A 385-nucleotide genomic window follows, 5' to 3' on the forward strand; every position below is an offset into this window, starting at 1 on the left:
CACGGCATTCTGTATCTGCTCATGCTTGCCGTTCCCGTTATCTGCATGATCCGACAATACAGCAGCGGCCGCGGCCCGTTGAAAGTGTTCGGCGTTGAAGTAATGCAGGGTTCGCCGGAAAAAATCGAGTGGATGGGCCACCAGCTCGCTGAGCGGATGGATGATATCGTGTGCCTGACTGAGTTCGGCAAAGATTTTGCTTTTGTCGTCTGTCGGCTGGACGCTGTAAGAAATAGTTTTGACATAATACGCGCCTTCTTTGCGGTAGTAGGGTTGGTAAAGCGGTTGCCGTTTAAATCGGCAGTGATGTTGTAAATGGTCAGCGGTTTTTTAGGTTCATCTGGATCTGTCTCTTATACACATCTCCGAGCCCACGAGACTCGAC

At 50.6% G+C, this 385-nt stretch carries 1 pseudogene; it reads left to right on the forward strand.

The features are described 5' to 3' along the window. Nucleotides 1-315: pseudogene (locus tag ACRPFF_RS11235) on the forward strand (hypothetical protein); the annotation flags it as partial. Nucleotides 316-385: the final 70 nt, after the last annotated feature.

It is taken from the genome of Neisseria sp. SLRRB23 (genome assembly GCF_050896295.1).
In the GTDB taxonomy this organism is placed as follows: domain Bacteria; phylum Pseudomonadota; class Gammaproteobacteria; order Burkholderiales; family Neisseriaceae; genus Neisseria.